Source organism: Microcystis sp. T1-4, from assembly GCF_000297435.1.
Lineage (GTDB): Bacteria > Cyanobacteriota > Cyanobacteriia > Cyanobacteriales > Microcystaceae > Microcystis.
In genome coordinates this window covers 1-25,384 of record NZ_CAIP01000031.1, presented here as the reverse complement: position 1 = coordinate 25,384, position 25,384 = coordinate 1, and the positions used below count along the sequence as shown (strand labels likewise).

Sequence of the window (25,384 nt, the reverse complement as noted above, 5' to 3'; positions counted from 1 at the left end):
CATGGATAAGCAAGAAAACAAACTCGGCTTCACCGCTTTCGCTGAAAACTGGAATGGTCGTTTAGCCATGCTCGGTTTCGTTATTGGCGTAGCTACGGAATACTTAACCCACAAAGGCATCCTTGCTCAATTAGGCTTGATGTAATTTCAGCCTCGATTGCTGTGCATCTACAATCAACTTGAATAAATTATCAAAAAAGGGAGGAGCATCGCTCTTTCCCTTTTTTAGTTGCAGGTTGGGGATGGGGGAGTGGGGTGATAGGGAAGTGGGGTGTGGGGTGTAGGGTGTAGGGTGTACGGTAGATGATGTGCGGGAAAATCTCTCAAGTAACCTTGGTTGAGAACAATTGTCGGCAATCCCTGTCCATGGTTAATTAAGAAAAATAAACTGTAGCGAAATATACTGTTTTTCCCGTGTTCTAATGGGGATAGATAGGGGGAAAAAAATCATGTCGAAATCACTCTTTACCGATGCCAGCAGTCGCCTAGAACAGGCCCTTAAGTATGTCTCCATTTCCGATGATGCGATCGAGCGGTTAAAATATCCCAAAGCTAGTCTCAGCGTCTCCATACCCGTCCGTATGGACAACGGCACTCTGAGAATCTTCCAAGGCTACCGCGTCCGCTACGATGACACCCGCGGCCCCGGCAAAGGAGGGGTGCGCTATCATCCCAACGTCAACATCGATGAGGTGCAGTCCCTAGCCTTTTGGATGACCTTTAAATGCGCCCTGCTGGATTTGCCCTTTGGTGGGGCTAAGGGCGGCATTACCCTCAATCCGAAAGAATTGTCAAAAGCCGAGTTAGAACGTCTTAGCCGGGGCTATATCGAGGGTATAGCCGACTTTATCGGTCCCGATATCGATATTCTTGCCCCCGATGTCTATACCAACGAGATGATCATGGGTTGGATGATGGACCAGTACAGCATCATTCAGCGTAAAATTAGTCCGGCGGTGGTGACGGGGAAACCTTTAACCATGGGAGGCAGTCGTGGCCGCGATACGGCGACGGGAACGGGAGCTTTTCATGTTATTCATTCTCTTTTGCCGAAATTAGACAAAAAACCCGCTAATACTACCGTAGCCGTTCAGGGATTCGGTAACGCCGGGGCCGTAGTGGCGGATCTCCTCGCCAAAGCCGGTTATCAAGTGGTGGCGGTAAGTGATTCCCAGGGCGGCATTTATCGGGAAAAAGGCCTAGATATTGCCAGCATTCGTGAGTATAAACAGGAACATCGCGGGATTACTGCTATTTACTGTGAGGGTACTGTGTGTAATATCGTCGAACACGAGGCGATTAGTAATGAAGAATTATTAGCCCTAGATGTGGATGTTTTGATTCCAGCTGCCCTAGAAAACCAAATTACCGCCGAAAATGCCGATCGCGTGCGGGCAAAATATATCTTTGAAGTGGCCAATGGTCCAACTACCTCAGAAGCCGATCGCATTTTAGAATCAAAAGGGATTCTCGTTTTCCCCGATATTTTGGTTAACGCCGGTGGGGTAACGGTGAGTTATTTTGAATGGGTGCAAAATCGCAGCGGTCTTTATTGGCGATTAAACGAGATAAATGAGCGCTTAAAAGAAAGAATGGTGACAGAAGCGGAAAAAGTCTGGTCTTTCGCCCAGGAGTTCGATATATCTCTGCGTAACGCCGCCTACGCCCAGGCCATTGCTCGTCTCGGTGAGGCCCTAGATGCCAAGGGAACCCGCGATTATTATCAAAATAAGACGGGAGCTTAAGGTCGTCAGTCGTCGGTCGTCGGTCGTCTGGAAATAAATAGGGTGATAGGGTTTTGGGGTGATAGGGTGATGAGACAGCTTCCCCACCCCGGGAGCATCTCACCTTTGTAACCCCTAAATCAGGTTTTTATGTCAAGCTATTTTGAAAGCCTTGCTAGAAACCAGTTTTATAGATAAGTATAATTACTCACTTGCATAAATGAGATGCTCCCCCCCACCCCCCAATTCATAATTCATAATTCATAATTCATAATTCATAATTCCCACCCCCCCACTTCCCCACTTCCCCAATTCATAATTCATAATTCATAATTCATAATTCCCTAAATATTGGAGAGCATGATGCCAGTTCAATTATCATTGCCCTTGTATCATCAACTTTCTCAACCAGAGGTGATTGAATACTTGACCAGCGATGGGTCAGCGGGCTTATCAGCAGAAGAAGTGGCCAGTCGCTACGAAAAATATGGCCCGAATGAACTGCGATTTAAGCCGGGGAAACCAGCTTGGTTGAGGTTTTTGCAGCAATTTCATCAGCCACTACTCTATATTCTCTTGCTTGCGGGTACTATTAAGGCATTTTTAGGGTCTTGGACGAATGCCTCGGTGATTTGGGGAGTTACCCTGATCAATGCCATTATTGGCTATGTGCAGGAAGCTAAGGCGGAAGGTGCGATCGCTTCCCTAGCCAAAGCCGTAACCACAGAAGCGACCGTGTTGCGAGAGGGACAAACCCTGCGGATTCCATCTCAGGATTTGGTGCCAGGAGATATCGTTTTATTGGCATCGGGGGATAAAGTGCCGGCGGACTTGAGGCTGCTGAAAGTCCGCAATTTGCAGGTGGATGAGTCTGCCTTGACCGGGGAATCCTTGCCCGGGTCAAAAGCGATCGAACCCTTACCCGGGGATACGCCCCTAGCAGAAAGGACAAACATGGCCTACGCAGGGAGTTTTGTTACCTTTGGACAGGGCAAAGGGATTGTTGTCTCTACGGCCAATGCCACCGAAGTGGGGCAGATTTCCCAGTCGATGGAAAGCCGAGTCAGCCTTAGCACACCCCTGACCCGTAAATTTGCCCAATTTAGCCGCACCCTACTCTACGCAATTTTGACCCTAGCAACCTTGACCTTTGCCATCGGGTTAGGACGGGGGAAATCTTGGATCGATATGTTTGAAGCTGCCGTTGCCCTCGCAGTGAGTGCGATTCCAGAAGGGCTGCCGGCAGTGGTAACGATTACCTTGGCCATTGGGGTCAACCGCATGGCCCGTCGTCATGCGATTATTCGTAAACTGCCCGCAGTGGAAGCATTGGGGAGTGCGACCGTCATTTGTTCCGACAAAACCGGAACCCTGACCGAAAATCAAATGACTGTACAGTCCATTTATACTGAAGGGCAATATTACGCCGTTAGTGGTGGTGGCTATAGTCCCAAGGGCGAAATTAGTCTGATCACCGATGGCAACCCTGGCAGCCCCTTTGCAGAGGAATTACCGCCGGCCCTAGGGGATTGTCTGGTAGCTGGTTTGCTTTGTAATGACTCCGGGCTAAAACAAACGGGAGAAGATTGGTCAGTGGTGGGGGATCCTACGGAAGGGGCGCTGATTGCGGCCGCCGCCAAAGCAGGTCTCAGTCAATTGAGGCTATTGTCTTTAACCCCACGATTAGATGCAATTCCCTTTGAATCTGAGTACCAATACATGGCAACCCTGCATGATGGGATACCTCGCCTGATCTATGTCAAGGGATCGGTTGAGTCGCTAATGCGTCGTTGTTCCCAGATGATCGATCGCTATGGTCAGATGACCGCGCTGAACGCCCAACAGATCGAGCAAGCGGTAGAAACGATGGCAGAGCAGGGTTTACGGGTGCTTGCCTTCGCCAAAAAAGCAGCCGCGACCCATCAGCATTCTATCGACCATGAGGATATCGAAACAGGCTTGGTGTTTCTAGGATTACAGGGCATGATTGACCCGCCTCGTCCAGAGGCGATCGCTGCTGTTCATGCCTGTCAAAGTGCTGGGATTCGCGTCAAGATGATTACTGGTGATCATCTTGTCACGGCGCGGGCGATCGCGGAACGGATGGGCATTAAAACGGCAGCACAAGTCTTAGCATTTGAGGGAAAACAATTAGCGCAAATGGATAATCATCAACTGGCCCAAGCGGTGGTCGATGGATCGGTATTTGCCAGGGTTGCCCCTACCCAAAAACTGCAACTGGTGGAAGTACTCCAGTCCCAAGGAGAAATCGTGGCGATGACGGGCGATGGTGTTAATGATGCGCCGGCTCTCAAGCAGGCCGATATCGGCATTGCCATGGGGAAAGGAGGAACGGAAGTCGCCCGGGAATCTGCTGATATGCTCCTCACTGATGATAACTTTGCCTCGATCAAGGCTGCTGTCGAAGAAGGACGCACCGTTTATCAAAATTTACGCAAGGCAATCTCCTTTCTCTTACCTGTCAATGGTGGCGAATCGATGACGATTCTGATCAGTACTTTACTGGCGCGAGATTTACCCATCCTCTCCCTACAAGTACTCTGGTTGAACATGATCAACTCGGTCACGATGACTGTTCCCCTGGCCTTTGAAGCAAAATCCCCCGGCATTATGCAGTCACCACCACGCAATCCCAATGAACCTTTGATCACCAAAAAACTATTGCGCCGAATTTTGGCTGTTTCATTGTTTAACTGGATTCTGATTTTTGGTATGTTTGAGTGGGCTAAATCGACCACAGGAGATATTGCCGTTGCCCGCACAATGGCAATTCAATCCCTTGTGGCAGCACGGGTTATCTATCTGCTCAGTATCAGTCAATTAGGGATGAGCCTAGTTAACTACCTGCGTCGTCAGTCAACCTCGATTACTAATGCACCGATCCTAATTTTGGGGATTGTGGCTGCTGTTGCCCTACAAATTTTGTTTAGTCAATGGGGGGTGATGAACAGTCTGTTTGCAACGGCGACCCTAACCGGTCATCAATGGCTAATCTGTTTGTTGCCGATGCCGCTCATGGTACTTTGGGCAATTTTTGCCAATGTTATCGATCCTCCTCATTGTCATGGGAAATAACTAATCTTGAATTCTTGACCGCAACTACCAAGACTCGCGGTTTTTATTCCCCTAATTGCCAGGTTATCTCTTCACCCGCTCGTAACGGCACCAGTCCGGATTCGGGAAATGGCAATTCATCGGGAATGCGCCAAGGGGTTTTGGTTAAGGTGATTTGTTCGGTATTTCGGGGGAGTTGATAGAAATCTGGCCCGTGCAAGCTGGCGAACCCTTCTAGTTGCTCAAGCGCATCGACACTCTCAAAGGCTTCTGCGTACAACTCTAGGGCGTGCAGGGCTGAATAACAACCCGCACAGCCACAGGAACTTTCCTTGCTGTAGCGAGAATGGGGTGCGCTATCGGTCCCTAGAAAAAACTTGGGATTCCCCGATGTTGCCGCTTGCAAAAGTGCCAAACGATGATCCTCTCGTTTCAAAATCGGCAGGCAATAAAAATGAGGACGAATGCCACCGGTAAAGAGAATGTTTCGGCTAAACAATAAATGTTGGGGCGTAATTGTGGCGGCGACATTGTTGTTAGCAGATAGAACAAACTTGACCGCATCGGCAGTGGTAATGTGTTCAAACACCACCCGCAGTTTCGGAAATCTTGTTATCAGTGGGAGCAAGTGCTTCTCAATGAACACTTTCTCTCGATCGAACACATCAATATCACCATCGGTAACTTCTCCGTGCAGTAGTAGCGGCATATCTACCTGCTCCATCGCTGCCAAAACGCCATCGCACCTACGAAGGTCCGTCACCCCCAAGTCGGAATTAGTTGTCGCACCGGCCGGGTAGTATTTCACCGCTTTGACAAACTGGGAGGCTTTCGCTGCCACGATTTCTTCGGGACTGGTATTATCGGTGAGATAGAGGGTCATCAGTGGCTCGAACTGTTGACCCTCTGGAACTGCTGCCAGAATGCGCTCGCGATAGGAGGCAGCATCAGCCACCGAGCGCACTGGGGGCTTTAAATTCGGCATGATAATGGCACGGGCAAACTGACGCACCGTATGGGGTAGAACCGCTTTCATTGCCGCACCATCGCGCAGATGAAGGTGCCAGTCGTCGGGTCGAGTTATTGTGATTCTTCGCATTGTTCAATCATACTACGGTTAGGGTTCCCACCTCACCCAAGATAACGGAGGCAGGGGGCAGGAGGCAGGAGGCAACCCTACCCCCTTGCCCCCCCGATGTCGGGGGGGTTGGGGGGGAAATTCAGCTAATCTAAGGATAGGCAGTTTAAATGCGTCTTAAGTAGGGAGGCAAAATTATTTGTAGGATGGGTTAGCGGTAGCGTAACCCATGCAGGCGTTGGGTTTCATGCTTCAACCCAACCTACGTTCATCTTATATTTAATTCCACCCACCCACTTAGCTTAGTTTTAGTTGATTGGAAAGAACCTTTGATTTTAGCGGCGAAATTAATTTGACGGTGACGATAATTCCTCTTGACAAAATCCCAGCACTTGACATATACTTATTTATATAATGGGAATCCGTGCCTGCCTGCGACCCCCTCATTTTCAGGCAAGATAGACTTAGGAAAATTAAATTTTGAGCGCACAGGATGCGCTTGTTGTAATTAGTACAATCATATTATTCTCTGGAGCGATTGCATTCGTCCTCTTTAAGGGGGAATAATAATACAATTGAGAATGCAGTCAATCCCCCCAATCTCTATGGTCAATAAACTATACTACGGTGATAACCTAGAAGTGCTGCGGAAATATATCAAAGATGAGTCGATCGATCTTTGTTATATCGATCCCCCCTTTAATTCTAAACGCAATTACAACCAAATTTATAACAACTTAGGTAAGGAAGATCAAGCACAAGCACAAGCGTTTGTAGATACCTGGACATGGGATAATCACGCTAACGAAGCTTTAGAAGAAATTCAAAGCAACTATCAGGGTAAATTTACCAGTCAGACTATCGATTTAATTGACGGTTTAACCAAAGTTTTAGGTAAAGGCAGTCTTCTCGCTTATCTGGTGAGTATGACTCTGAGGATCGTGGAAATCCATCGAGTTTTAAAATCTACCGGTAGCTTTTATCTCCACTGCGATCCTACTGCTAGTCATTATTTAAAAATAGTTTTAGATGCTATTTTTTGCTCTCAGGGGGGTGATTTTAAAAATGAAATAGTTTGGAAAAGAGCCGACTCTCACAATGATGGAAAACAGGGAAGTAAACAGTATGGTAGAATTCATGATGTGATATTTTTCTATGTAAAAAGTAATCAGTGGCTGTGGAATCATCAATATTTAGAATTGCCCGAAACCACACAAGATAAATGGTATAGAAATATTGAATCAGAAACAGGTCGTCGATATAATAAATCAGATTTAACTGCGGCAAAACCAGGAGGAGATACTAGCTATGAATGGAAAGGAGTTAAGCCACCTACAGGTAGATTTTGGGCCTATAGTAAAGCAAAAATGCAACAATTTGAAGCACAGGGTCTTCTTGTTTATTCTGCATCAGGAAGACCATATCTAAAAAGATATTTAGATGAAAGTAAAGGAGTTCCTTTACAAGATTTTTGGTCTGATATTAGTATGCTCCGTGGTATTCATCAAAAAGAACGTCTGGGTTATCCCACACAAAAACCAGAGGCATTGTTAGAAAGAATAATCAAAGCAAGTAGTAATAAAGGAGATGTGATTTTAGATGCCTATTGTGGGTGTGGAACGACTATCGCTGTAGCGGAGAGATTAGAGAGAAACTGGATTGGAATTGATATAACCTATCAGAGTATTAGCTTAATGTTAAAGCGATTAGAGGACTCCTTTGGTAAAAATGTTTTAGATAAAATTGAACTGAATGGTATTCCCAAAGATCTAGAATCAGCCAAAGCATTAGCCACTAAACCCGATGATCGTACCCGCAAAGAATTTGAGAAATGGGCGGTTTTAACCTATAGTAATAACCGGGCTGTGATTAATGACAAAAAAGGGGCAGATAAAGGAGTCGATGCTATTGCCTATTTTCAGGGAGATAAGGACAATCGGGAGAAAATTATTTTTCAAGTAAAATCCGGTAATGTCAAATCGGGAGACATCAGAGATCTACAGGGAACCATGACACTACAAGGGGCAGCCCTGGGTATATTTATCACCTTGAAACCCCCCAGCAAAGATATGATCCAAACAGCCAAATCTGCGGGAATTTATCGCGGTCGTTATATGAGTCAAAGTGTCGATAAAATTGAGATTGTGACAGTACAAGAAATCCTTGAACAAAAAAAACGTCTCGATGTTATCCTCACCTTTGAAGTCCTGAAAGCTGCCGAAAAACAAAGGGAAACCCAAGGACAACAAATGAGTTTAGATATACCCTTTCCCGAATAAAAATCCTTTGTTTAAGTAGCTAGGTATTAAGTAGCTGGTTATAATTAAATTGAAGATAGATTTTGGGTTCGATCCCCCCTACCCCCCTTGATAAGGGGGGATTGAGGGGGAATAGGGTGATAATTTTGTTAAAATATAGGTCAGCCTTAACCTATAATTTGAATTAAATAATGTATGATTCTACCTGTAAATTTATCGCTCTTGAATATTCGAGAGACTTGGCCACTTGGTTACTGGGTAAACCCTTAGAATTAACAGAAATTAAACCCTCGGAATTATCCCTAGAGCCAATTAGAGCCGATACTTTAATCTTTTTAGAGTCGGAAGAATTAATCTTACATATCGAGTTCCAAACCGACCCTAAAGAAGATATTCCCTATAGAATGCTAGATTATGCCACCAGACTCTATCGACGCTATCCGCGTAAACCTATCCATCAAGTGGTTATTTATCTAAGGAAAAGTGATTCCCCCAAAGTCCGACAGAATGATTATAAACAAGGGAAAACCTCTCATCAATTTGAAGTGATTAGACTTTGGGAACAACCCTCGGAACCCTTATTAAAGGCCTCCGGACTGTTTCCCTTTGCCATACTCGCTCAAGCTGAGAAACAAGAAAACTTACTGCGGCAAATTGCCCAAGAAATCGAGCAAATCAGCGATAGTCGAGAACAAAGTAATCTGGCTGCATCTACCGCAATTCTAGCCGGGTTAGTATTAAAGAAAGACATCATCCAACGATTATTGAGGAAAGACATCATGAAAGAATCCGTTATCTATCAAGAAATCTGGTCCGAGGGTTTACAAGAGGGACGACAAGAGGGAGAAGCTAACCTAGTTTTACGTCAATTAAATCGGCGTGTAGGGGACATTTCTCCCGAATTATTGCCCAATATCCGCAGTCTTGACCTAGAACAGTTAGAAAACTTGGGAGAAGCTTTGTTAGATTTTCAGTCACTACAAGATTTAGAAGAATGGCTGGAAAATTGCCGAGCTAGTTAGTACAAGTAAACTAAAGGCTGTCTATCCATTCCCATGGAAGCAGCAAGCTCTCAACTCCCTTGAGAGTAGTTCACATTTTAATCTATTCCCCGGTAGAGATCGGCGATGGCTAAATCTAGGTTAATACTTGACAGGATCACGCGATCGCCTGTCTCGTAAATAGTCGTTTCCCATATCCCCAGAGAATTACGACGACGGCATTCCACGCGCTGGATTTCTTGGGAAATTAATACATATTCTTCTAAAGTTTCTATCTGTTGATAATCTTGGAATTTTTCGCCCTTGTCAAAAGCGGCCGTACTGGGGGAAAGCACTTCCGCAATTAGTTTCGGATAGCGTTTCAGATAACGATCTTGGCGATCGCGCGGATCGCAGGTAACAAAAGCATCGGGATAGTAATAAAACTGATCTTGATAGTTAACCTTGACATTACCCGAGTGAAACCGACAGTCTGTAGAGTCGCCGAAATGTTCGTCAATGACTTTGAGAAAATTGAAGGCGATGCGACCATGATTATCTGTACCGCCGGCCATCGCATAAACCAAACCACGTCGGTATTCATGACGGATCTGACTCTGGCGCTCGATAGCGAGATATTCTTGGGGACTGATGTAGTTGGGAACTGCGATCATAATCTCTAGGGGAAAGCCTACTATTAATCATAGTACGAGAATGGCTAAGGCTCTCCTATTCTTTGTGTGATCTCGCGTAGCGAGCGCGTTGCGACCAGTTTAACTTACATATCAGCGATCGATCTTTGTGTCCTTCGTGTCTTTGTGGTTCCTGACCCAGAGAGCCGATAAACCAGCGCAAGAAGGCAAAATCTTGATAAACTGAGGGGATAACTATCCCAGACAATCCCCATGACCACTCACTTTATTAGTGCCGAAATCGACCTACAGGAAACCCCGCAACAACTGGAGCAAGAAATCGAAAAAGAATTAGCCAAACGCGGTGAACCCTTGCGTTGGGCAATCACAGAAGTGGATACCGAGAATAATCAAGTCAAAGTCGAAGCGATTGTCACCACTGCCTCGTGAATTCCCGTCCCTATACCGCCGTACTAATTATTCCCACCGGCATCGGGGCAGCGATTGGCGGTTATGCTGGGGATGGCATTCCCGTGGCCAGAGCGATCGCCCAAGTTTGCGATCGCCTAATTACCCATCCCAATGTCCTCAATGGCGCCCAATTGTACTGGCCCCTAGCCAACACCTATTATGTGGAGGGTTACGCTTTAGATCGTTTTGCCCGGGGGGATTGGGGATTAAGTCCCGTCCATCAAAATCGCATCGGGTTACTATTTGATCGCGCCATTGAATTTGACCTCTTGCAAAGACACCTTCAGGCTGCCGATGCTGTCCGGGCCACCCTAGGCTTAGATATCACCGATTACCTTGTCACCGATGCCCCCTTAAATGTGCAGTTGCGAGAGGCAGCCTCCGGGGCCAGTTGGGGAACAATTGGCAATCCCGACAGCTTGCTGCGGGGAGCAGAAAAACTGATTAAGCAAGGCCGAGCGGAAGCGATCGCCATTGTTGCCCGTTTTCCCGACGATCCCGATAGCATTGCCCTGGCTAATTATCGCCATGGTCAGGGGGTGGATCCCCTTGCCGGGGCCGAAGCGGTGATTTCCCATCTGGTGGTCCGACAATTCCAAATACCGGCGGCCCACGCTCCCGCTTTAAGTCCGCTGCCTCTCGATCCGCAACTTTCCCCCAAGGCCGCAGCCGAAGAAATCGGTTATACTTTTTTACCCTGCGTTTTGGTGGGTTTAAGTCGCGCCCCCCAATTGGTCAAGCAGCCCAGTCCCGATGCTATTTGGAGCCGGGAGGTGGACGCGCTGATCGTTCCCGCCAGTGCCTGCGGCTCTAGCACAGTTCTAAGTTTTTGTCAAGAAAAAACTGTACTGATTGCCGTACAGGAAAATAGTACAAGAATGAAGGTGGCCCCAGAACCCCTAGGGGTGAAAGCAATTAGGGTACACTCGTATATGGAGGCGATCGGTGCGATCGTTTGTCAACGGGCAGGGGTTAGCCTCGCATCTCTTCGCCCTAATTTAAACTCTTTACGCTGTTTATCCGAGAATCCGTGACTAATTCCCCTAATTCCGAATTTGATTCCCTGACACGCACACAAGTCCTCACCATTATGGCGGTAACGGCGATTATCCTGCTGGTAGTCGCCAAAGTTTGGCAATATTTCGGTGCGATCGCTATTCCCGCCATTCGCTGGACTCTCCCGGATTTCCTGTTCGGATTAGCCTTAGCGGGGGCAATTAGTGGAATTAGTGGGCTTCTCTATCGTTTTTGGTCTAGTTATCGCCATAGTGCTAACTCTTACTTAGAATTAGTCATTAAACCTTTAGCATGGCCCGATTTAATTTGGATTGGATTACTGCCGGGGTTAAGTGAAGAATTATTATTTCGCGGGGTGATTTTGCCAGCTTTGGGCTTAAATATCTTTGGTTTAACCGTTTCTAGTCTAATTTTTGGTATTCTCCATTTTAGCGGTTCCCAACAATGGCCCTATGTTATCTGGGCAACTGTTGTCGGTTTCGCCCTCGGTTATACCGTCATCATCACCGGTAATTTATTAATCCCGATCCTCGCTCATATTATCACCAATCTCCTCGCTAGTTTTCTCTGGAAATTACAGCATAGTAATCAGTAATCAGTAATCAGTAATCAGTTATCAGTTATCAGTTATCAGTGACTACTCCTGTCTCCTATAAAAAAAATGGAAGTGCAATTTCGCGAATTTAATCCTTTTGATGTCTGGTTTTGGCTGGAATTTTCGACGGTTCCCTCGAATATAGAACAGCAATATGTAGAAGAAGTTTTTGCCTCTTGGTTTTATTTGGGTAAATTAGGGGCTTTCAATGCCGAAAACCTACAGGTACAAGAGGTAGGAGTCGATATTAGTTATATGGAATACGATCCAGATATGGCCGAAAATGCCTTTATGTCACCGATGCACAATATGACCGATTTTGAATACTTAGGTACTTGGGGACGTTGTTGGTTTGATCTCGGTACTAGCGATCTTATTGCTTTGGATATTTTAATCAATGCCTTGACCCAATTAAGTAAGGATTTTGTCGATATTAAACGTTTAATTATCGGTGGAGAAAATCAAGATTGGCCTGTCAGCGATCGCAGCAATTATCTCTTTAGCGAATAATTAGGGTTTACTGAAAAAGTTTCTTGGTGGGGTCAGAATTATGAATTATGAATTATGAATTATGAAATTATGGTTTCCGAACTTACACTGTAGAAAATTCCTTAAGCTCCCTCTCTGCCCAGCAATGCTCTAAAGTTGATAAGTAGGTAGGCACAATTATTTGTAGGATGGGTTAGCGGTAGCGTAACCCATGCGGGCGTTGGGTTTCATGCTTCAACCCAACCTACGTTCATTTTATATTTAATTCCACCCACCTACTTAAATATCAATCTAACAAAAACTCAAAGCCTTAGTATACAAGCTTTACAAGCACGAGTTGTTGATAGTTTTACATGACAGGTTCGGTAGAGTCTGAATTCAGGATATTATTTTTATTTATTCTCTCTTTTCCCCTTTCCCCTTTCCCCTCTCCCTTATCCCCTCTCCCATCTCCCTTATCCCTTATCCCCTCTCCCTTATCCCCTCTCCCTTATCCCCAATTCCTAATTCATAATTCATAATTCATAATTCCCACTTAAATCTATGCTTAATCTCGTCTCCCTTCCAGAAATTCCCGCCGCTGCTTGGAAACGTCCTCTGGGCAAAGGTTGGGAAAAACCCTACAGCGTCCGCTACGCCAGCAATTTAGATGATGGTCCTTGGCATGGGATGCCTCTGGGGGGATTTGGGGCCGGTTGCATCGGACGTTCCCCCAAAGGTGACTTTAACCTCTGGCATCTGGACGGCGGTGAACACAGTTTTAATAGCCTTGCGGCCTGTCAATTTAGCATTTTTGAACAAACAGAAGACGGAAGCGCCCAAGCCTACGCTATGGCGACGGAAAGCCCGACGGATGGAACGTTATCGCGCTGGTCGTGGTATCCAGCCGAAAAGGGAAACTATTCGGCCCTTTATCCCCGCAGTTGGTACGAGTACAAAGATGTTTTTCAGACTCAATTAATTTGCGAACAATTCTCACCGGTTTGGGCGCATAATTATCAAGAAAGTAGTTATCCTATTGCCCTATTTGAATGGACGGCTCATAATCCCACCGATAAACCGATTACTATTAGTATTATGCTGACTTGGCAAAATACAATCGGTTGGTTTACTAACGCGATTAAATCCCCAGTGGTTAAAGTGAGAGATGATGGTAGTCCCGTCTATGAATATCAATCAAAATGGGGGGAAAGTGAGGGTAATTATAATCAATGGATTGTCGATAATTTCCGCGTTGGCTGTCTAATGCGTCGGGATTACGAAAACCCCGGCGAAGGGGATGGACAGATGGCGATTGCCAGTATTACTAATCCGAGTCTAGAGGTATTTTATCTGGGTAAATGGAACCCTGCGGGCGATGGGGGGGAAGTTTGGGACTATTTCGCCATGAATGGCTCTTTACCGGATATTGAGGACGAAACCCCCGCCCAAAAAGGGGAACAAACGGCCACGGCTATGGCGATTCGTTTTACCATTCGTCCGGGGAAAACTCGCAAAATTCCTTTTATTTTAGCTTGGGATTTACCCGTTACCGAATTTGCCCAAGGAATTAACTATTATCGTCGTTATACGGACTTTTTCGGTCGAAATGGTCAAAATGCTTGGGCGATGGTACGCACGGCTTTAAAACACGGCGATACATGGCGAGAAAATATTATTAACTGGCAAAAACCGATCCTAGAACGCAGCGATCTGGCCGATTGGTTTAAAATGGCTTTATTTAACGAATTATACCTCCTAACTGACGGCGGCACTCTCTGGACGGCCGCCACGGAACAGGATCCGATCGGTCAATTCGGAGTGTTAGAATGTATTGATTATCGTTGGTATGAAAGTCTTGATGTGCGTCTCTATGGTTCCTTTGGGTTATTGATGTTATGGCCGCGCTTAGAAAAGGCCGTCATGGAAGCTTTTGCCAGGGCAATTCCCAGCAGTGACGACACTCCTCGAATTATCGGTTATAACCAAGCTAGTGCCATTCGTAAGGCTAAAAATGCCACTCCCCACGATTTAGGCGCACCCAATGAACATCCTTGGCAAAAGAGTAATTACACCAGTTATCAAGATTGTAATCTCTGGAAAGATTTAGGCAGTGATTTTGTTTTATTAGTCTATCGGGATTATTTATTAACGGGGGCTAAAGATGAGGATTTTCTGCGGGAATGTTGGCCGTCAATTGTTCTGACTTTGCAATATTTAAAAACTTTTGACCTTGATAAGGATGGGATTCCCGAAAATTCTGGCGCACCAGACCAAACCTTTGATGATTGGCGTTTACAGGGAATTAGTGCCTATTGTGGTGGTTTGTGGATAGCAGCCCTAGAAGCGACGCTTAAAATTGGGGCAATTCTTGGAGAAGATACAGCAATTTTTGCTGGTTGGTTACAGCAATCTCGCGCTATTTATCATCAGACTCTCTGGAATGGAGAATATTATAATTTAGATAGTGGCAGTGGTTCCGATGTGGTGATGACTGACCAATTATGCGGTCAATTTTATGCCCGTTTATTGGCTTTACCGGATGTGGTAGAAAATCAATACACGCAATCAGCTTTAAGTAAGATTTATCAGGCTTGTTTTCTCAAGTTTCATGAGGGAAAATTTGGGGCAGCAAATGGGTTAAAACCCGATGGTACTCCCGAAAATCCCCAGGCAACTCATCCCTTGGAAGTTTGGGTAGGAATTAATTTTGGGTTGGTGGCTTTTTTGATGCAAATGGGAATGGAAAAGCAAGGATGGCAAATTACGGAAGCGGTGGTGCGACAAGTTTATGAAAATGGCCTACAATTTCGCACCCCGGAAGCGATTACATCGGTGGGAACTTTTCGCGCTTGTCATTATTTACGCGCCATGGCTATCTGGGCTATCTATGGGATTTTGACGGAATTTCAGGGATAAGTAGGTAGGCGTTAAAAATTATCAGACACCCCCCCTTATCAAGGGGGGCAGGGGGGATCGGTACCCCCCCTTATCAAGGGGGGATTAAGGGGGGATCGGCACCCCCCTTATCAAGGGGGGATTAAGGGGGGATCGGCACCCCCCTTATTAAGGGGAGATCAAGGGGGGATTAAAGGCAAAATCCATTTTTAATTTAATTATAACCAGCTACTTAGTCTAAACGCTGTAGGCTGGAGAAACCTGACTCGATCGATGAGCGTCAGCTATACCATGAAAAGAACGATTTCCCGGATTGTCTGGATACTTCTCTCGCTGGCGGCGATCGCTCTAGCGGTGTTTCTGTTCAGTCCGCGCCCCGTGGAAGAAGCCAAGGCTGACTACTGGATCATGAGTCGGTTAGCGGTCAATCAACCGGGCTATTTTCCCCTAGAGCAATCCCTCGATCCGCGATGGTATCGCCCGATCGCCCCCTGGATCGGTCGCCTGATTTTGCCAAAACCGGAGGAATATTCCGCCACACCGGGGGAAGATTGGACTTGGTTGCAGGTTTACCAAGCACCCCGGCCGGATTTAGTCGGTCAAAAAGTTCGTTTAGGTTGGCGGCAATCCCCGGCACTGGCTCGATATTTAGGACTGGTTACTAAGGATATTCGCTTCACTCCAGAGGCGATCGAGAGTGAAAAACAGGGAAATATCCTACCGACTCGCTTGAATGGTCGTTCAGGGGTCGGACCACTGCAAGCGCTGGCCGGATCGCGACCGCTCGATGATGTGGTGGTCAGCTTTCCCGATGCAGAAATCGGGGAAACGTCATTACAAGTGGAGCGAATGCCCTTGATCGTTACTGGGCGCTTTGTGGCATTGGTGAAAATTATCGGCGAAGCTCCCCCCCGAACCCCCAGCGACATCCCCAAGGTTTGCCCCGGTTCACCCCCCTGTGGGAGCGAACTTTTCCGAGTGCAACACTATAACCGCGACAGTGGACAATTCGACGGCAGCTCGGAAGTGATCCGCATTCCCCAACAACCCTTAGTTTCCGGAGGACGTTTTATCTCGACCCCCCGAGAGTTAGCAGCGGCGAGGGAAGGAAAGGAGGGCTGGTATATCTACGGTGCGCGGGGACGCGATAACCTCTTTACCGTTCAAGCAATCAAACCTCGATCGCTGTTTCAACTGCAACCGACGGCAACCCTGACCGGGGTGCAATCGGGCCAAGATTACATCGCCCGCAGCACTTGGAACGATACCCCATCCCGCAAAGGAACCGCCAGTCGGGTAACAGTCCTGCCGGAGGGTGAAAAAAAATCATGGAAAGAGGGCGATAAAGGCATAGGAATTCATCTTTTCGGCGGAATCGGCGGTAAAAAAGGCGAATCAATACAATTGGGAACGGTAACGGGTCATTTTTCCTATTTTCTCTACGAAGTGATTCGGGATGCCCTGACGGGAGAGCTGCAGTGGCAGCTCGATTATGATCAGGTGTACGCTCACAATCCCCAGGGGATTTTATCGGGATATCAGAGTTGGGCGAACTATACGGGTAGTTTAGAGCGGGGATGGCTTAATTCCCGACCCCTATCCGATGCGATCGTGAAATTAGACCTCTTGGAGGATTACAACTTTGGCAGGGTTTCTCTGTCCCCCCTGACAGAATTCCACAAGCAGTTAGAGATCATGATGGCTCGCTACCGGATCGGGGACGGGACCGGGGTTTCTAGTGTTACCCCCGCGACTTCCTGCGTGCAGGACTCGAATCAGGCCCTTTATATCACGATCGCTACCCTGCGCCACCAGTTTGAAACCGATCCGCAGATCGCCGCTTGGTTGACAACCCATGCCGACGACCCGGAAACCTTGCGTTTTCAACGTTTGGGACAATTGGGCGATCGTTTGGAACGGGTATTAGCTCCCCGGGGGGTGATCCGGGCCGATTGGCGGCAAAACGCCGAAATTCTCGCCGGTATCACCGATAGTCGGGGCAAAGGCTTGATTCGGGAAAATACACTGGCCAACGCTCTACTAAGCTGGCGATCGATGTTACCGCGAGGCAGCAATGACGTGATCGGTGAGATTTTCTTGCGGTCAGGAGCAACTCTCTGGTTCCTCCGTACTAATCAGGTTGGGGGAGCGATGCCGGAGATTTTACCCCTCGCACCGACCAAGTTATTCGGGGAAATGCCGATGATCGCACCGATGCTCCGTCGCACTTTGGGCGCGCTCGTGCTGCCCCTTACCGGTCGGGATTGGGGGGTGACGGCGATCGGATTGGGATTATACGCCGCGATCGCCCTGACCATCGGTTTCCGGTCGGGTTTTTTACGTTGGCACTTCCCCGAACGGAGACCGTTAGAGATACTGAAAATGCTCGTCTTTTGTTTTTTCTTCCCGGCATTCTGGGAGGAATTCGTCTTTCGGGTGCTGTTAATTCCCCATCCGGAAACGGCAACTTCCACAGCTAACCTGATCCTCTCTGCTTTGGTCAGCATCACGCTTTTTACCGTCTATCATCCCCTCAATGCAATTATTTTTTACAAAAAGGGCAATCCGACTTTTTTTCAGCCTATTTTCTTGATTTTAGCGGCTTTATTGGGATTAACTTGCACCGTTGTCTATTGGCTGACTGGTTCTCTCTGGACGATCTCGGTGCTGCATTGGTTGGTGGTGGTGGTTTGGTTGCTGTTTTTGAACGGTCTATCTCGACTGACAAGGCGATCGAAGCAAGGCAGTTTTTAAATTTGCTCTCGGTCTCAAGTGCGAAAAACCATTTAAAATTGAAAATCAACAGGGATAGGGAAGCTCTGTAACCGCACGATCATGGCTAAAATTGTCGGTGTTCACGGTATCGCGCAAGAATTTAGGGGTAGCCACACGATTTGTGCTGAGTGGTTGCCAAGTCTCAAGGATGGATTGAAACTCGCAGGAACCGAGTTAGAGTCCGATACCGATTTTCGTTGCGCGTTTTACGGAGATATTTTTCGGGGAAAACCGAAAGCGATCGGCATCCCGAACTACGATGTTAATGATATCGATTCCGATTGGGAAAAAGAATTACTCCAGTTGTGGTGGCAAGAAACGGAACGAGTGGAAAATAATCATCCCAATGCGGATAGCCTTTTGAGAGAAAAATCTACCCCGAAAATTATCCAGAGAGCTTTGTCGGGGTTAAGTGAATCTCGGTTTTTCGGTAGCATTGCCGAGAAATTGGTTATTTCTTATCTTAAGCAAGTAGGGAGCTATTTACACGATCAAAAGCTAAAACAGCAGATTCAAGAGCGAGTAATAGAATGTATCGGTGAAGATACGCGGGTACTTGTAGCTCATTCTCTCGGTTCGATCGTCTGTTACGAAACTTTATGTCAGCATCCAGAATGGCCGATTAAAGTCTTTGTCACTCTCGGTTCTCCTTTGGGGATAAGACAATTAATTTTCGATCGACTGCAACCATCCCCCCGCAATAACCTGGGGCGCTGGCCCGGAAATGTGAAAAGATGGGTAAATATCGCGGACGATGGCGATGTGGTGGCGTTGACAAAGCAACTCAACCCTTTATTTGAGGGAACTGTCGAGGATAAGTTAGTTTATAATGGCTGCGAGGCTCACGATGCCAAAAGGTATCTGACGGCGGTTGAAACTGGGGAAGCGATTCGATCGGGGTTAATCGATTGATGGGTAATGATATGGATGAAGAAATCAAGTATTATCTAATCGCTTGTGGGACAAAGGATTACAACGCATTCGAGCAATTACCCAGCGTCGAGACGGATTTAGAATTGGTGAACAGTCTGTTTACCAGTGGTTTTGGATATGAAAGAGTTCTGCCAAGTTTACACTTGAATCCCACAACTAACGATCTTAAAAAATTATTCCCTAATTGGCTTCGGGATAGAGAGCGGCATGGAACGAAAAATATTCTTATTTTTTACTATTCTGGTCATGGCGAATATTGTCAAGGGGATGGACATTATCTCATACTGGAAGACACAAATAGTGACGATATACCTTCAACGGCTTTACCGACTCAAGACTTAGTTCGTCCTATTAAAAATAAGCAAGTAACCATCTCTCAAGTTCTCTATATTATTGATACTTGTTACTCCCAAAGTGGTGCGGGAGATATTATAAAATTCGTTAGCGATGCGATCAAACAATATGAAGCGCTTCGAGGAGCTAATATAGCTATTCATGTTATGGCAGCTTGTAGGTCAAAAGATACAGCGATCGAAGGCGTTTTATCCCGATCGCTGCAACAAGCTCTCGATGATATAGAAGCGATCGATTTTTATTCCCATTATGGATATGTCGATCTAGGTTTGTTGGTTGATAAAATGAACCAGAATGTTGACAGTAATCAGCGTGTTAATTATTCTGCGCTAGGAATTGAAACCTATGCTAGGTTTTTTCCTACTTATCCTAAAGCTGACCAAAAATGGGAAAATCAACGATTTAATTTAATCGAAAACCTTTTCAATATTTTAAATATTAATTCCGATAATAGTTTATTTTTAATCAACTCTTTTCTGTTAGTCTATGAGGATCCCAAATCATCATCTATTTCAAACATAGAAGAGCTTAGAGGAAAACTAAAAGATTTATCTAGTAAGCCAGTTAATAAAGAAATATGTCCTTTGATTTTATTTTCTGAATGGTGCAGGTTGAAGTTATTTAAGAATGAAACCCTAGATATTGCTGAAGATATTGATACTTGGAAAGGTGAAGCTGTTCGATATAGGGATGGTGTGCAGTTAGACACAATCAAAAAATATGCGAGAGAATTGTGGGATAAATTTAATAAAAATATCGAACTAGAAGGAAGAATACAAATTGTAATCTCACCCGCAATTGATAAACAGAATAATACTGGCTTACAAACAGAATATTTTCATGTAAATACGATGTTTTTTGTGGGAATAAACAATAAAATTAAGTTATGGAATATCTATAAAAAAGAACAAGGTTTTATGTTAGAAGAAATGCAAAATAGTTTCTATCAGGTAATTCCTGAAATGTTTTACTATTTACCCGATCGAGTGAGACTAGAGATTGAATTTTTCCTTCCATTTGCTTTGCTGAAACACTCCCTAGAAGATATTAAGTTTAGAACCGGTGAGGGGCCATCTATCGGATACGAGTATCCTGTTTTTATTAACTCCTTCGATCGCTATTTCGATGAAGATTTCCGAGAAATACGCGACAAGATCGAGGAGATCAAGAGAGCTTTATGGGAAAATAATAGCGATCTTAACCAAAAACATTACTACATCGGAACCGAACCATCGATCGCCGATCTGGAAGAGATCGTGGAATCCCTGCCGATCGCCGTCTGGAGTCGAAACGCCGGCGAACCGATGACAGATAACGATCTAAAACCCTCGGAATGGAGAAACTGGCCCGATAATATCAAAGAATTACGCAGAAACGAGCGAAAAATCGCCCTTTTCTGGGACGATCTATACCCCAAACCCTCCCCGAGACCAAGACCTCTAAACACGAGAGTGGTGGAATCCAATGGCCAATAAACCAGTTACCAAAGCAGAAGACCTTCGCATCTATCGGGGTTTGACCCTGAGCGCCGATAGTTTACCCACACCCAAAGAACAAAGAAAACACCTCGATCGCATCCCACCGCCACCCCCTTGGCGCAGTTTTAGCCTGTCCCCGGAAGAATGGACAAAAGCGGCAAAATCGCAGGAAATACCGCCCGAACAGGGAAAAATCGACCCTAGGGCTTTAGGATTCGTCGCGGATAGGAAAGCGGTGGAATTGGTGAATGCTGCCCTCTGTTTGCGTCGTCCCCTACTGATCGAGGGCAACCCCGGCGCCGGCAAGACTTCCCTGGCCTACGCAGTGGCGCGGGAATTGGGACTACCCGGCCCCTACCGTTGGTCGATCGTTTCCCGCACCACCCTTAAAGAGGGTCTTTATGCCTACGATGCGATCGGACGGTTACAGGAAGCTTCCCTACAAAGACAGAAAGTGGGAGAGGGGGGAAAGTACGAGGAACCAGATATCGGCAGCTATCTAAGATTAGGTCCCATGGGGATGGCTTTTTATCGATCCCGTCCCGGACGACCGGCGGTGCTGCTAATTGATGAGATCGATAAAAGCGATATCGATATGCCTAACGATCTCCTCCATATTTTCGAGGAGGGATTTTTTGAGATCCCAGAATTGACACGATTAAAAACCGGCGACCAATCGGTTCTTCCCTATCGCGGTCAACAGGACGACAGCGAGGAGAAAATCCCGATTGATCGAGGTTGTGTGTCTTGTCAGGAGTTCCCCCTAGTATTCATGACCAGTAACGAGGCCCGGGAGTTTCCCCCCGCTTTCCTGCGTCGATGTTTGCGTTTAAGACTAGAACAACCCAATAACGAGGATGATTTCTATCGGATACTAGAGCAACGTTTCCCCCCGGAGAGCCTGAATCAATTGGAAGAACCGGCCAGAAATCTGATCCGGGAATTTCTCGATCGAATCAAACGCAAAGACAAACTAGCCACCGATCAACTGCTCAACGCGGTCTATCTGTTACTACAGGGAAACGACCTCACCGCCACCGATAGCAAGCTGCTAGACACCATCTTTAAATCCTTGCAAGGGTAGGGGGAGAGATGGAAGGGAAAAAAGCTATCTGGTGGGAAGACGAGAGGGAAATGGCAGAACTGATCTGGTGCGCTGCTTACCTCGATCGAATTATCGCGCCTTGGTCGATCGAGCAGTCTGAACATTCGGAAGCAACCTCATCTAATGATAAGGAGGATAACCGGTCATCCGGCAGCGGTGAAAAAACCCCTCCCCCCGGAGCGATCGAGTCAACGCTCCCCGTTGCCTATCCCGAAAACATCGATCGCCCGATGCAGACCTCCCGGAAGCGCGATTCGGTCGAGAGCGATCGTTCTTCTCCCGTTCGTGTCCCCGATCCCTTTCCAATACCCGAACCCACCGCCATCAGTAAGGCAATTCTCCCCCTAGCGCGTCGCGTGCCTGGATTACGGGCCGACGAGTTGGATATCGAGGTTACGGTGGAACGGACGGCCGAAGCGGGGGGATTACCGATGCTCGCTTTCCGTCCCCCCCTAGAACGTTGGTTAGAGGTTCACCTGTTGATCGATCGCTCTCCCCCGATGGAATTTTGGGGAGATCTAGCGGGGGGAATGACCACTCTCTTCCGTTGGCAAGGCTTTTTTAGGGACGTGCGGGTTTGGTGGTTCGAGACGGGTGAAAATGAAGCTCGTTTGCTTTCCGGCGCTGGGCAAATCGAACGGAACCCTCGCAGTCTGGTTGCACCCTCTGGAAATCGACTTTTTATTGTCCTAACCGATACTTTGGGGAAAGCTTGGCGATCGGGGTCTGCCTTCGCCACCCTAGCGGATCTGGGCAAAGAACACCCCGTCACCATCGCTCACATTTTCCCGCAGGAGCTATGGCAACGAACCGCTTTAGAGGGGGCGATCCTCCGGCCTTTGATCGCACCGGGTCCCGCTTCTGCCAACGCAATACTGCAAGTGGGGGAAAGACTCCGCACGAAGCAGATTCTCTATCGGTTCCCTATTTTCAATCTATCCCCCGCTCACTTTGCAACCTGGGCGAAATTTATCGCTGGGAGCGGTGGTAACTCCATTCAGGGGGTTTTAATGGGAGCAACCACTGCGGGGGTGAATATGGGTGAAACCGGAGAAGAAGAGGCAGCCGCTCCGGAAGCGGAACCCCCGGAAGAGTTATTGAGAGGCTTTTTAATCGATGCCAGTCCCTTGGCCCGAGAACTGGCTAAAGTGCTGGCGGCCGTTCCCCTGATTCCTCCGGTGATGCGATTGGCACAGCGGCGATTTTTACCCGATAGTAAACATTGGCATCTAGCGGAGGTCTTTTTTAGCGGACTGGTCGAAAAATCTACCTTTAGTCCGGAGGGAGCGACGGTTCCGGATGCTTGGTACGATTTTTACCCCGGCATTCGTCAGCTACTGTTGGCAGATAGTGCCGCTAGACGCACGATCGATATTTGGCGCGGCATCGGCGATTATATTCGCGACCATTACGGTGAATTTCGCGATTTTTCGGCTCTAATCCCTAATCCACAGGGTTCTCTAGAGGATGCAGTCAGCGATCGCTCTCTCTATTTCGCTGAGGTGGACGCGGCTGTTCTCCGCACTTGGGGGGGAGAGTACGCCGATATCGCCCAAAACATCGAGGAGAGAGTGAGGCAGCGAAAACAGGAAATCTTGACCCCCGAAAAACTCCTAAAATTCAGCTTCGAGACCCTATACGTCGATAAACGGGGAGAAATTACCAAAAGAGAACCCCGGGAGGCCTACTACTACCAAGAACCCCTAGGGGAGGGCATCGAACCCCTGACTATGGTTGCTATCCCGGGGGGAACTTTCCTGATGGGTTCACCGGGAGAAAAGTACGATAACGAGGATGAAAAACCCCAACACCCCGTGAGCGTCAGTGCTTTCTACCTGAGCCAGACTCTGATTACACGGGCGCAATGGCGGTTCGTGGCCCACCTACCGAGGGAGGGAAAAGACCTCGATCCAGACCCTGCGGAGTTTAAGGAAAGTGATAATAACCCCGTCGAGCGCGTGAGATGGTACGATGCGATCGAATTCTGCGCCCGTCTGTCCCGTCACACGGGAAAAAATTACCGTTTACCGAGCGAGGCCGAGTGGGAATACGCTTGTAGAGCGGGAACAACCACTCCCTTCCACTTTGGCGAGACGATCACGGGAGAACTGGCGAATTACGATAGTTCAATAGTCTATCAACAAGAAAAGGCGAAAAAATCCCCAAAGAAAACCACCCCCGTCCGCTCCTATCCCCCCAACGCCTTTGGGCTGTACGATATGCACGGGAATGTTTGGGAGTGGTGTTTAGATCCGTGGCACAGAGGTTATCAAGGCGCACCGCCCACAGACGGGAGCGTTTGGGACGAAAAAAATATTGATAATCGTTATGAAAACTTATTGAATAGTATAAATAAACTATTGACAGATGACCGAGATTCTGTATTGCGGGGCGGTTGTTGGTACAACTATCCGAATCTCTGCCGTTCTGCTTTCCGCTTCGAGTTCTTCCGCCGCGACGTCAACTTCGACAGCGGTTTTCGGGTGGTGTGCGGTGCTGGGAGGACTTTGTAACCCTTTTCCCCTTTTTTTCCCTTTTTTCCCTCATTCCCTTTTCTGGAATTTTTTTAGGCAGGCTATAGAACAAGTGTATTAGTTTAGGGGGTCAATTACCTGGGGTTTGGGGGTAGGGTCGTTTCATTCCCTCAAATGTCATTCTCTGCAATCCAACAGAGTTTTTAGATTTATTCAGCAAGCTCTATCTAGGGTTTGCTGAATAAGTACGGGCGAAGCATTCGGATAGAAAATCTACCTTTTCACCGATAGGTTATTGTCCGAATGCTTCGCCCCTACAGGACGCGGGCCGATGAAGACGCAAGGTTTTGAACGACGATTCTCTCAAAATCTTGCACCTGTTTCGCGAGAAAAGCCCCAAAACCTTTACTTTGCCTACATTTCAAATTTATTCAGCAAACCCTATCTAGCCGGTCTGAGATTAACCCTAGCCAAACTCATCCAACGCTCGCAAAGTTGGGAAGCGCACCTAGTCCAGGGCGATACCCACCGACTACGGCGGGATATCTTCGATTCTTACGAATTCACCAGAATATCGGACATTGTTGTGATCGCCGTCGTTCACTCACCGAAATACAGGTGAACCCGATTGCTCGTCCAGGTTGCCACCCCCGTGCCGAAAAAATCCGCGTCTTCCGTCCAGATCGGGCATTCCAGCAATAAAGCCAGCGCCACGACTGGCCAATCGTCCACATCCCGCGCGGCGATGCGTTTTCTAGCCTCCCCCTCGTAAGAAGCGTACAGGCTGTTATCCACGATCCGCACCCAACCGGTCAAACCTTCCAAGACTGCCATCGCGTCCTCGCTCCCTAGGTCGCGTTTCTCGAAAAGAATCGGTAAATATCGTCTTGCGTCGGCGTAACAGCGATCGGTCGTAAAAAAATCTACCGTGGGAGCGAACCGAGCGATCATCGGAAATTTTGGGTCTGAAACCCCGCCGTTCTAGGTTGGCTTTACGTTAGAATTAAAAGGCCAGTCTCGAAAACCAAGTGGACGGCGCAGCACCGTTCGGCTGAGCTCACGGCCGAAG

Annotated in this window: 18 protein-coding genes; 15 read left to right on the top strand and 3 right to left on the bottom strand. The window is 47.2% G+C overall.

What is annotated here, in order from left to right; translation table 11 throughout:
* Window position 1: 1 nt before the first annotated feature.
* The 3 genes from MICAI_RS01715 to MICAI_RS01705 all read left to right on the top strand — a co-directional run bounded on the left by MICAI_RS01715 (window position 2) and on the right by MICAI_RS01705 (window position 4,820).
* Window positions 2–145 carry a high light inducible protein gene (locus MICAI_RS01715; protein WP_002734821.1) on the top strand — a complete coding sequence of 48 codons (144 nt, stop codon included), beginning with the start codon at window positions 2–4 and terminating at the stop codon, window positions 143–145.
* Window positions 146–449: 304 nt separating this feature from the next.
* The gene (locus tag MICAI_RS01710) at window positions 450–1,745 is read left to right on the top strand and encodes a Glu/Leu/Phe/Val family dehydrogenase (RefSeq protein ID WP_039899432.1); all 1,296 of its coding nucleotides are present in this window, start codon (window positions 450–452) and stop codon (window positions 1,743–1,745) included.
* Window positions 1,746–2,087: 342 nt separating this feature from the next.
* On the top strand, window positions 2,088–4,820 hold the full coding sequence (locus MICAI_RS01705; RefSeq protein WP_008196926.1) for a cation-transporting P-type ATPase: 2,733 nt from the start codon (window positions 2,088–2,090) through the stop codon (window positions 4,818–4,820).
* 43 nt (window positions 4,821–4,863) lie between these two features.
* On the opposite strand, the gene pyrC is transcribed toward MICAI_RS01705, so the two are convergent.
* Window positions 4,864–5,898: a dihydroorotase gene (gene pyrC, locus MICAI_RS01700; protein WP_008196924.1), complete on the bottom strand. Its 1,035-nt coding sequence runs from the start codon at window positions 5,896–5,898 to the stop codon at window positions 4,864–4,866.
* A gap of 584 nt (window positions 5,899–6,482) precedes the next feature.
* On the opposite strand from pyrC, the gene MICAI_RS01695 reads away from it, so the two are divergent.
* The gene (locus MICAI_RS01695) at window positions 6,483–8,156 is read left to right on the top strand and encodes a DNA methyltransferase (RefSeq protein WP_008196923.1); all 1,674 of its coding nucleotides are present in this window, start codon (window positions 6,483–6,485) and stop codon (window positions 8,154–8,156) included.
* Between the two features lie 170 nt (window positions 8,157–8,326).
* Window positions 8,327–9,157 (top strand): DUF4351 domain-containing protein, encoded by an 831-nt coding sequence (locus tag MICAI_RS01690; RefSeq protein WP_008196921.1) that lies wholly within the window; start codon window positions 8,327–8,329, stop codon window positions 9,155–9,157.
* Window positions 9,158–9,234: 77 nt separating this feature from the next.
* Here MICAI_RS01690 and MICAI_RS01685 read toward each other — a convergent pair whose 3' ends face one another.
* Entirely contained in the window at window positions 9,235–9,789 is a 555-nt protein-coding gene (locus tag MICAI_RS01685; protein ID WP_008196919.1) for a Uma2 family endonuclease, read from the bottom strand.
* Window positions 9,790–10,020: 231 nt separating this feature from the next.
* On the opposite strand from MICAI_RS01685, the gene MICAI_RS26210 reads away from it, so the two are divergent.
* The 10 genes from MICAI_RS26210 (at window position 10,021) to MICAI_RS01640 (ending at window position 24,354) form a co-directional block, all read left to right on the top strand.
* On the top strand, window positions 10,021–10,197 hold the full coding sequence (locus MICAI_RS26210) for a hypothetical protein (protein ID WP_008196917.1): 177 nt from the start codon (window positions 10,021–10,023) through the stop codon (window positions 10,195–10,197).
* The gene (locus MICAI_RS01680; protein ID WP_008196916.1) at window positions 10,194–11,252 is read left to right on the top strand and encodes a DUF3326 domain-containing protein; all 1,059 of its coding nucleotides are present in this window, start codon (window positions 10,194–10,196) and stop codon (window positions 11,250–11,252) included. The genes MICAI_RS26210 and MICAI_RS01680 overlap by 4 nt, the downstream gene beginning before the upstream one ends.
* Window positions 11,249–11,830, top strand: a complete 582-nt coding sequence (locus MICAI_RS01675; RefSeq protein ID WP_008196914.1) for a CPBP family intramembrane glutamic endopeptidase — start codon at window positions 11,249–11,251, stop codon at window positions 11,828–11,830. The genes MICAI_RS01680 and MICAI_RS01675 overlap by 4 nt, the downstream gene beginning before the upstream one ends.
* 66 nt (window positions 11,831–11,896) lie before the next feature.
* Window positions 11,897–12,340, top strand: coding sequence for a DUF3531 family protein (locus MICAI_RS01670; protein ID WP_002782647.1), 444 nt, complete (start codon window positions 11,897–11,899; stop codon window positions 12,338–12,340).
* Between the two features lie 522 nt (window positions 12,341–12,862).
* Window positions 12,863–15,217, top strand: a complete 2,355-nt coding sequence (locus MICAI_RS01665; RefSeq protein ID WP_008196912.1) for a GH116 family glycosyl hydrolase — start codon at window positions 12,863–12,865, stop codon at window positions 15,215–15,217.
* Window positions 15,218–15,469: 252 nt separating this feature from the next.
* On the top strand, window positions 15,470–17,950 hold the full coding sequence (locus MICAI_RS01660) for a CPBP family glutamic-type intramembrane protease (RefSeq protein ID WP_008196911.1): 2,481 nt from the start codon (window positions 15,470–15,472) through the stop codon (window positions 17,948–17,950).
* Window positions 17,951–18,031: 81 nt separating this feature from the next.
* Window positions 18,032–18,883: a hypothetical protein gene (locus MICAI_RS01655; RefSeq protein WP_008196909.1), complete on the top strand. Its 852-nt coding sequence runs from the start codon at window positions 18,032–18,034 to the stop codon at window positions 18,881–18,883.
* Complete coding sequence (locus MICAI_RS01650; protein ID WP_008196908.1) at window positions 18,883–20,733, top strand: caspase family protein; 1,851 nt, start codon at window positions 18,883–18,885, stop codon at window positions 20,731–20,733. Before MICAI_RS01655 ends, MICAI_RS01650 begins: the two co-directional genes overlap by 1 nt.
* Complete coding sequence (locus MICAI_RS01645; RefSeq protein ID WP_008196906.1) at window positions 20,723–21,820, top strand: AAA family ATPase; 1,098 nt, start codon at window positions 20,723–20,725, stop codon at window positions 21,818–21,820. Before MICAI_RS01650 ends, MICAI_RS01645 begins: the two co-directional genes overlap by 11 nt.
* An 8-nt stretch (window positions 21,821–21,828) precedes the next feature.
* Window positions 21,829–24,354 carry a formylglycine-generating enzyme family protein gene (locus tag MICAI_RS01640; RefSeq protein WP_008196903.1) on the top strand — a complete coding sequence of 842 codons (2,526 nt, stop codon included), beginning with the start codon at window positions 21,829–21,831 and terminating at the stop codon, window positions 24,352–24,354.
* A 561-nt stretch (window positions 24,355–24,915) separates the two neighbouring features.
* Here the strand turns inward: MICAI_RS01640 and MICAI_RS01635 are convergent.
* Window positions 24,916–25,266 carry a PIN domain-containing protein gene (locus MICAI_RS01635; protein ID WP_008196899.1) on the bottom strand — a complete coding sequence of 117 codons (351 nt, stop codon included), beginning with the start codon at window positions 25,264–25,266 and terminating at the stop codon, window positions 24,916–24,918.
* Window positions 25,267–25,384: the final 118 nt, after the last annotated feature.

Coding starts and splice junctions, on each gene's coding strand:
- MICAI_RS01660 (WP_008196911.1), top strand. CDS start 15,470: ATGAGCGTCAGCTATACCATGAAAAGAACGATTTCCCGGATTGTCTGG.
- MICAI_RS01715 (WP_002734821.1), top strand. CDS start 2: ATGGATAAGCAAGAAAACAAACTCGGCTTCACCGCTTTCGCTGAAAAC.
- MICAI_RS01640 (WP_008196903.1), top strand. CDS start 21,829: ATGGAAGGGAAAAAAGCTATCTGGTGGGAAGACGAGAGGGAAATGGCA.
- MICAI_RS01645 (WP_008196906.1), top strand. CDS start 20,723: ATGGCCAATAAACCAGTTACCAAAGCAGAAGACCTTCGCATCTATCGG.
- MICAI_RS01685 (WP_008196919.1), bottom strand. CDS start 9,789: ATGATCGCAGTTCCCAACTACATCAGTCCCCAAGAATATCTCGCTATC.
- MICAI_RS01690 (WP_008196921.1), top strand. CDS start 8,327: ATGTATGATTCTACCTGTAAATTTATCGCTCTTGAATATTCGAGAGAC.
- pyrC (WP_008196924.1), bottom strand. CDS start 5,898: ATGCGAAGAATCACAATAACTCGACCCGACGACTGGCACCTTCATCTG.
- MICAI_RS01650 (WP_008196908.1), top strand. CDS start 18,883: ATGGGTAATGATATGGATGAAGAAATCAAGTATTATCTAATCGCTTGT.
- MICAI_RS01695 (WP_008196923.1), top strand. CDS start 6,483: ATGGTCAATAAACTATACTACGGTGATAACCTAGAAGTGCTGCGGAAA.
- MICAI_RS01665 (WP_008196912.1), top strand. CDS start 12,863: ATGCTTAATCTCGTCTCCCTTCCAGAAATTCCCGCCGCTGCTTGGAAA.
- MICAI_RS01655 (WP_008196909.1), top strand. CDS start 18,032: ATGGCTAAAATTGTCGGTGTTCACGGTATCGCGCAAGAATTTAGGGGT.
- MICAI_RS26210 (WP_008196917.1), top strand. CDS start 10,021: ATGACCACTCACTTTATTAGTGCCGAAATCGACCTACAGGAAACCCCG.
- MICAI_RS01710 (WP_039899432.1), top strand. CDS start 450: ATGTCGAAATCACTCTTTACCGATGCCAGCAGTCGCCTAGAACAGGCC.
- MICAI_RS01670 (WP_002782647.1), top strand. CDS start 11,897: ATGGAAGTGCAATTTCGCGAATTTAATCCTTTTGATGTCTGGTTTTGG.
- MICAI_RS01635 (WP_008196899.1), bottom strand. CDS start 25,266: ATGATCGCTCGGTTCGCTCCCACGGTAGATTTTTTTACGACCGATCGC.
- MICAI_RS01705 (WP_008196926.1), top strand. CDS start 2,088: ATGCCAGTTCAATTATCATTGCCCTTGTATCATCAACTTTCTCAACCA.